5 protein-coding genes are annotated in these 5,488 nt (G+C 29.1%); all 5 read left to right on the top strand.

The features are described from left to right. A partial coding sequence (locus ACTCDL_RS13705) for a zinc ribbon domain-containing protein (protein ID WP_463177965.1) occupies positions 1-286 on the top strand: 286 nt, incomplete at its 5' end. Between the two features lie 318 nt (positions 287-604). After that, positions 605-1,471 carry a nuclease-related domain-containing protein gene (locus ACTCDL_RS13700; RefSeq protein ID WP_463177962.1) on the top strand — a complete coding sequence of 289 codons (867 nt, stop codon included), beginning with the start codon at positions 605-607 and terminating at the stop codon, positions 1,469-1,471. A 303-nt stretch (positions 1,472-1,774) separates the two neighbouring features. Beyond that, complete coding sequence (locus ACTCDL_RS13695; protein ID WP_463177959.1) at positions 1,775-2,836, top strand: Gfo/Idh/MocA family protein; 1,062 nt, start codon at positions 1,775-1,777, stop codon at positions 2,834-2,836. Positions 2,837-3,536: 700 nt separating this feature from the next. Then, positions 3,537-4,010 carry a DUF4912 domain-containing protein gene (locus tag ACTCDL_RS13690; protein ID WP_463177956.1) on the top strand — a complete coding sequence of 158 codons (474 nt, stop codon included), beginning with the start codon at positions 3,537-3,539 and terminating at the stop codon, positions 4,008-4,010. A gap of 293 nt (positions 4,011-4,303) precedes the next feature. Continuing rightward, complete coding sequence (locus ACTCDL_RS13685; RefSeq protein ID WP_463177953.1) at positions 4,304-4,981, top strand: DUF4912 domain-containing protein; 678 nt, start codon at positions 4,304-4,306, stop codon at positions 4,979-4,981. Positions 4,982-5,488: the final 507 nt, after the last annotated feature.

The following is a 5,488-nucleotide window of genomic DNA, read 5'->3' as shown; positions in this document are numbered from 1 at the left end:
GTACAAAGCTGAATTAGAAGGTATTAAAGTTGTTAAAATTAATGAAAGCTATACATCAGGTTGCAGTTCCATAGACCTAGAAAAATTAAATAAATCTAACTATGATAAGTCTAGAAGAATTGCAAGAGGTCTATTCAAAACTGGCAATAAACTAATCAATGCTGATGTAAATGGTAGCTTAAATATAATGAGAAAATACTTAAAGGATAAATGTATTCCCAAAATGTTAAAGCAGATTAGGGATAATGGGCTTGTGGCAAGTCCCAAAAGAATAAGGATATCCTAATAAATTAGGAGGAAACTTAAACTTCAAACTTCTTTTGAAGCCTCCGTTGCTTGTCTCGGAGGTTGTTCACGAATGGACTATGATTAATTATTTTTGAATACATAGGGTAAATAGATATTAGTTAATACTACAGATATGTGAATTTAAAGTGAAACATAATGGGGATATTGCGATCTGGAACCAGTGTTTATAACTGATTCCTGACTACTGATTCCAGATTCTTAAAAGTGTCGCACTATCTCTCTATAACCCCATTAATTGTAATAATAGTATTTTATATTTCAAATTTATAGGGTAAGTAGTGTAGGAGGCTAAGGAATGGCTATATTAGTTAAGGATAAGAAGAATGGGAATCAGACTGATTATTTTACTAGGGTCAATCAAAAGATTAGTAGAAAAAGAAATCTTCGCAAATTTTTGATAGGTGGATTATTAATATTATTAAGTACATTGTCTATAGCAGATTATTATTATAGGTATACTCCTTATTATAAGTATTCACTTTATGGAGCTATTTCATTTGTAGTTTTATTAGGAATTGTTTTATGGAAAATAGGACCTAAGTTATATAAATATCATAGATATCATAAGAATATAGAATTTAAGGAGAAAGAAGATAGACTAGATAAGAGGTTTAAAGTAAATTTGATGGACATATTGGCTAATGATAAGTTTAAGGTCTTAAATAATATTTATCTACCCTGTAGCGATAATTATTTACAGCAGATTGATTCTATTATCTTCGGTTTGAATTATATTTATGTGATTAAGATTATGAAGGTCTCAGGAATAATAGGCGGGATGGTCAGTATGGAGTATTGGAATTTTGGAAAGAATAAGAAACTGTTCAATCCTTATAAAAGCAATCAAGGTAATATTGAAGCAATAGAAGATTTAGTTTATAGTATAATTTCTGATAAAAAGATTAGGGTCTATAATGTAGTAATCAATCTTGATCTTAATTCTAACTTTAATCTTCCTGATAGAAGAAGGTTCCCGATTTTTGATAATTTATACGATGCTCTCTATTGGATCAAAGGAAAGGAGCAAGAATATGAAGGAATAATTTTAGAAGAAGATCAGCAGAATTTGATAGATTATATCTTGGAACTACACTTTAAGTCACTACTTGTTGTGGAGCAGAATATAAATAATGAGGTGTTGAGAAAATATGATCTATTATAATTAGAATTGAGAGCATAAAAAGAGATATAAGTACTGGAACTTACTATAGTGAGACACTTTGGGAAATCAGTTATCAGAAGTCAGGAATCTGCTAAGTAGACTGGTCGTCAATTGCCAATTTATAACAAACAAACTGTTGCATATCATTCTGATGTGTCAGTATAATAGAAAATGTCTATCCTAATTGTTAAAACTAGCTAAGTATAAAGATAAGCATTGATGTACAAGATATAATTGTATACAGTAGTTAACTTATTCTATCAGATTAACCAACCATTAAATTAAGAGTAGGAGTTGATAAATTTGCAAAGATTAAAGATAGCGATTATTGGTTGTGGATTGGCTTGGGAGAGGTTACATTATCCAGCTTATCAACAATTGCAAGATAAGTATGAGATAGTTGCTTGCTGTGATATTGATCAAAATAAAGCAATTAAAGCTACTAAGATGGCTGGTCTTGCTCAAAATAAGGCATATACTGATTATAGAGAGATGATTAATAGAGAGAGTTTAGATGCTGTAGATATCATGGTTCCTATTGAGGATAACTTTCCAGTAGCTGAAGATATAGCTCAAGTAGGGGTAAATATCATCTGTGAAAAACCCCTTGCTACAAATTTAGAAGATGCTTTAGAATTTACTGAATTTGCTAATATGTACAAGATAAAAGTTATGATTGCTGAGAACTTTAGATATAATGAAGAGAATAATATTATCAGAAATTTAATCAAGGAGCGTAAAATCGGTGATGTGATTTATTTTATCAGTAATTATATCACTGATTTCCCCAAAGATATGTTAGGTGACACTTTTGCAGCTAAAGAATGGAGACAACATCCTGATTTTCCAGGTGGGAGATTATTAGATGGTGCTATTCATAATTTAGCTGGGATTCGCCATATCTTTGGTGCGATAGATAATTTACAGGCCTTTGGTCAACCTCAGCAAGAGGATTATATGCCCTACCGTTCTGCCCATATTAATATGGAATTTAAAAGTGGAGTAATTGGTCAGTTCTCTTATTTTCCTAGTGGACAAGAGGCTCAACGCCCATTATTGGGAACAAGAATTTTTGGAACCGAAGGTATGATTTATTTAGAAGAGAGAAAGTCAGGTATAGTCAATGTCTTTTATAATAATGGTGGTTCAGAACAGATTTCCTTTAAGCCTGAACGTGGTTTTTATAATGAACTGTTAAACTTCTATAAAGACTTTAGCTTAGAAGAAAGCATTTCAGTGGCCCCAGAGGTAGAATTTGGTGATCTTAAAACTATTTTGGCAATCTTAAAGTCTATAGAAGAGAAGAAGGTAGTTAAGGTTGATGAAATCTCTAAAGTTCACAATCCTTCTATAACATTATTATAATTCTATTAATAAGCTATAGAATTTATTTCTGTGGTATTTAACTATAGAGTCAAATTTAAATATATCGTTATAGAGAGATATTCAGACACTTTTAAATATCAGTGTGAGTGGGTGTGTGAGTATGAGTAACCCCCAATAGAAAGGCACTTCACACACACTCACACTCATAACTCACACTAATACTCATAACTCACACTAATACTCATAACTCACACTAATACGAAAGTGTCCCAATACATCCATTAAATTACTCTTTGAGCTTGGAACTCTATAAGTTGCCTCAACTACTATTTATTAAGAAATAATCCCTGCTATAGTAATATTTTAAATAAATCATAATATACTTTATTAAATAGATTGCTTTGTTAAAAAACATAACTAATATTAGTTATAATAGAGCAATAGTTTTTATAGATATTGGAATATCAATATAGTTATCCAACTTTAAAAAATTTAAAACTTTATTTTTGCCACAGTGCCCTGAAAGAAGTTGCTCTTTATTTCTTGAGGAAGTACTCTTGGGGTGATTAACACAAGATATAAGATTAGTTCAAAAAATAATTATTACTGATTTTAATTTGGACTTAGATAGCTATAGATATAAGTATATTTCATAATTGATAAAGCAACTAAAATTACTTATGGAATATATCTAATCACTGATATCTATAAGAAAAGATTTATAAGGAGGTTATAAGAAATGTCAGAGATTAGAGATGTATACTTAAATCAGTTACAAGGGGCAGATTATTTGTGGGGAAGCTCTACTAGCATTAGTCAGTTAAGTCAGCAGAAAGAAAATAGTATATTAGTAAAGGATGTAAATAGTGAGTATACTATTCCTACTAATTATAATAGTAATAAGATCTTCTTAGAGGTAAAGAATCCTATAACTGCTTATGCATATTGGGAATATACCTTTGATAAGATTAATAAAGTTATCTTTAGTGCTGGATATGATGATATTAGAGAAGTTGGTTTATTATTAAGGGTTTATGATTTAACAGCTAGTGATAACTATGGGAATTATTATGATTTAAAGATTAGCTTTAGTGATGAGAGTTGCTATTTAGATGGCTTAAAGCAAGGGCATAAATATTTAGCTAAATTGGGGGTAGTTGATCAATCCAATAGATTTCATTCTATGATTGAATCAAATCAAATTATCCTATAATAAGAATTTTTTACTTAAGGGGTACATTATAATGTACCCCTTATTGTGTTTAAAGATACTATAATTAGATAGCTTATAATTATCAGAAAATTATAAATTTATTTTTTTGAAAAGAATCTGTTCTTTAATTATAGATGAATAAATAAATATATTACAGTTGCTAAGCAACCGATTTCATATAGTCAACTAACTTTAGAATAAAACAATATATCCATTAATCGATACATTTTATATAAATTTTTAATTAGTAAAATAGGTAAAAATTATGATTATTTATAAGGAGGTTATAAGTTATGGAAGTGATTAATGAATTGAATTCAAATCAGTTAGAGGGAGGTGAAAGTTTAAGTAGTCAAGGGGATAAAAGAACCTCTAAAAAAGATTTATATCAAAATAATTTGATGAATCAATATCATCTTCCTGAAAAATATGGTATAGATAAGATAGTTTTACAGGTCAAGAATCCTAAAACAGCCCATCTATATTGGGAGTGTTCTTTTAGTAGGGTAAAGCAATTATTCTCTCAATTAGGATATGAAGACATCAATGATATTGTACTGGTATTAAGAGTTTATAATCTAACCCTTGATTCAAATTATAAAAGCTATTATGATATTAGAATTAGCTTAGAAGATAATAGCTATTATGTAAATGATTTAAAAGAGGATAATACTTATCTAGTGAGGCTAGGTGCTCTAGATAGAGAAGGATTATTTTATTTAATAGTAGAGTCTAATATCATTAAAATGCCAAATGATTCTGTTAGTGGGATATTAGACCAAGAGTGGATGATAGTAGAATCAAAGATGGAAGAGATTTATATCTTGTCTAGCCGCGGTCTAATTCATGATGAGCGAAGATATAGTTCTTCTGATGTAATTAAGAAACTGGAAGAAGAGTATAAAAAAGAAGAGCTAAGGGTTGATTTAAAGAATACTTATAGTTCTAAAGAGGTATTAAAGGTCAAATAATAAATTAATAAGTACTAAGCTTGATAGCTATTAATAAAAAAGGCTCTTCCACGATTTTTGTGAAAATTAGCTTAATAACAGATAATGAAGTACAAGAAGTCCGGTTATCAGTAATCTGGAATAAGTATTAAATAAAGTGAGTTCTTAGTTTCAGAGGGAGTTTTAGAGATACTTAGGTGTCGGATAAATTTAACCGATTCCTAATTACTAAACTATTGTAATATCTATTATAATTAGTGTTAATCACAAAGTTCTTTATTGAACCATAAAAAACATACCGATTATCGGTATGTTTTTTATATTAATAGCCAAATTATATCCATATAGATATTTATATAAGTTGAACTAATGTTTTTCTTTAAAGAATCAAAAAGTCTTTTTTGCAATGAATTAACACGAATTACACGGATAAAAGGCAAAAAGAATAAATTAATAGTTTAGAATTTTCTTTGTTTTAAATTCGCTATATTCGTTGCTAAATAAGTTGAATTATTGATTTTTAATTAA

This window comes from Orenia sp. (assembly GCF_055140805.1).
This window is presented reverse-complemented; position numbering and strand designations above follow the sequence as displayed.

Coding starts and splice junctions, on each gene's coding strand:
- ACTCDL_RS13700 (WP_463177962.1), top strand. CDS start 605: ATGGCTATATTAGTTAAGGATAAGAAGAATGGGAATCAGACTGATTAT.
- ACTCDL_RS13690 (WP_463177956.1), top strand. CDS start 3,537: ATGTCAGAGATTAGAGATGTATACTTAAATCAGTTACAAGGGGCAGAT.
- ACTCDL_RS13685 (WP_463177953.1), top strand. CDS start 4,304: ATGGAAGTGATTAATGAATTGAATTCAAATCAGTTAGAGGGAGGTGAA.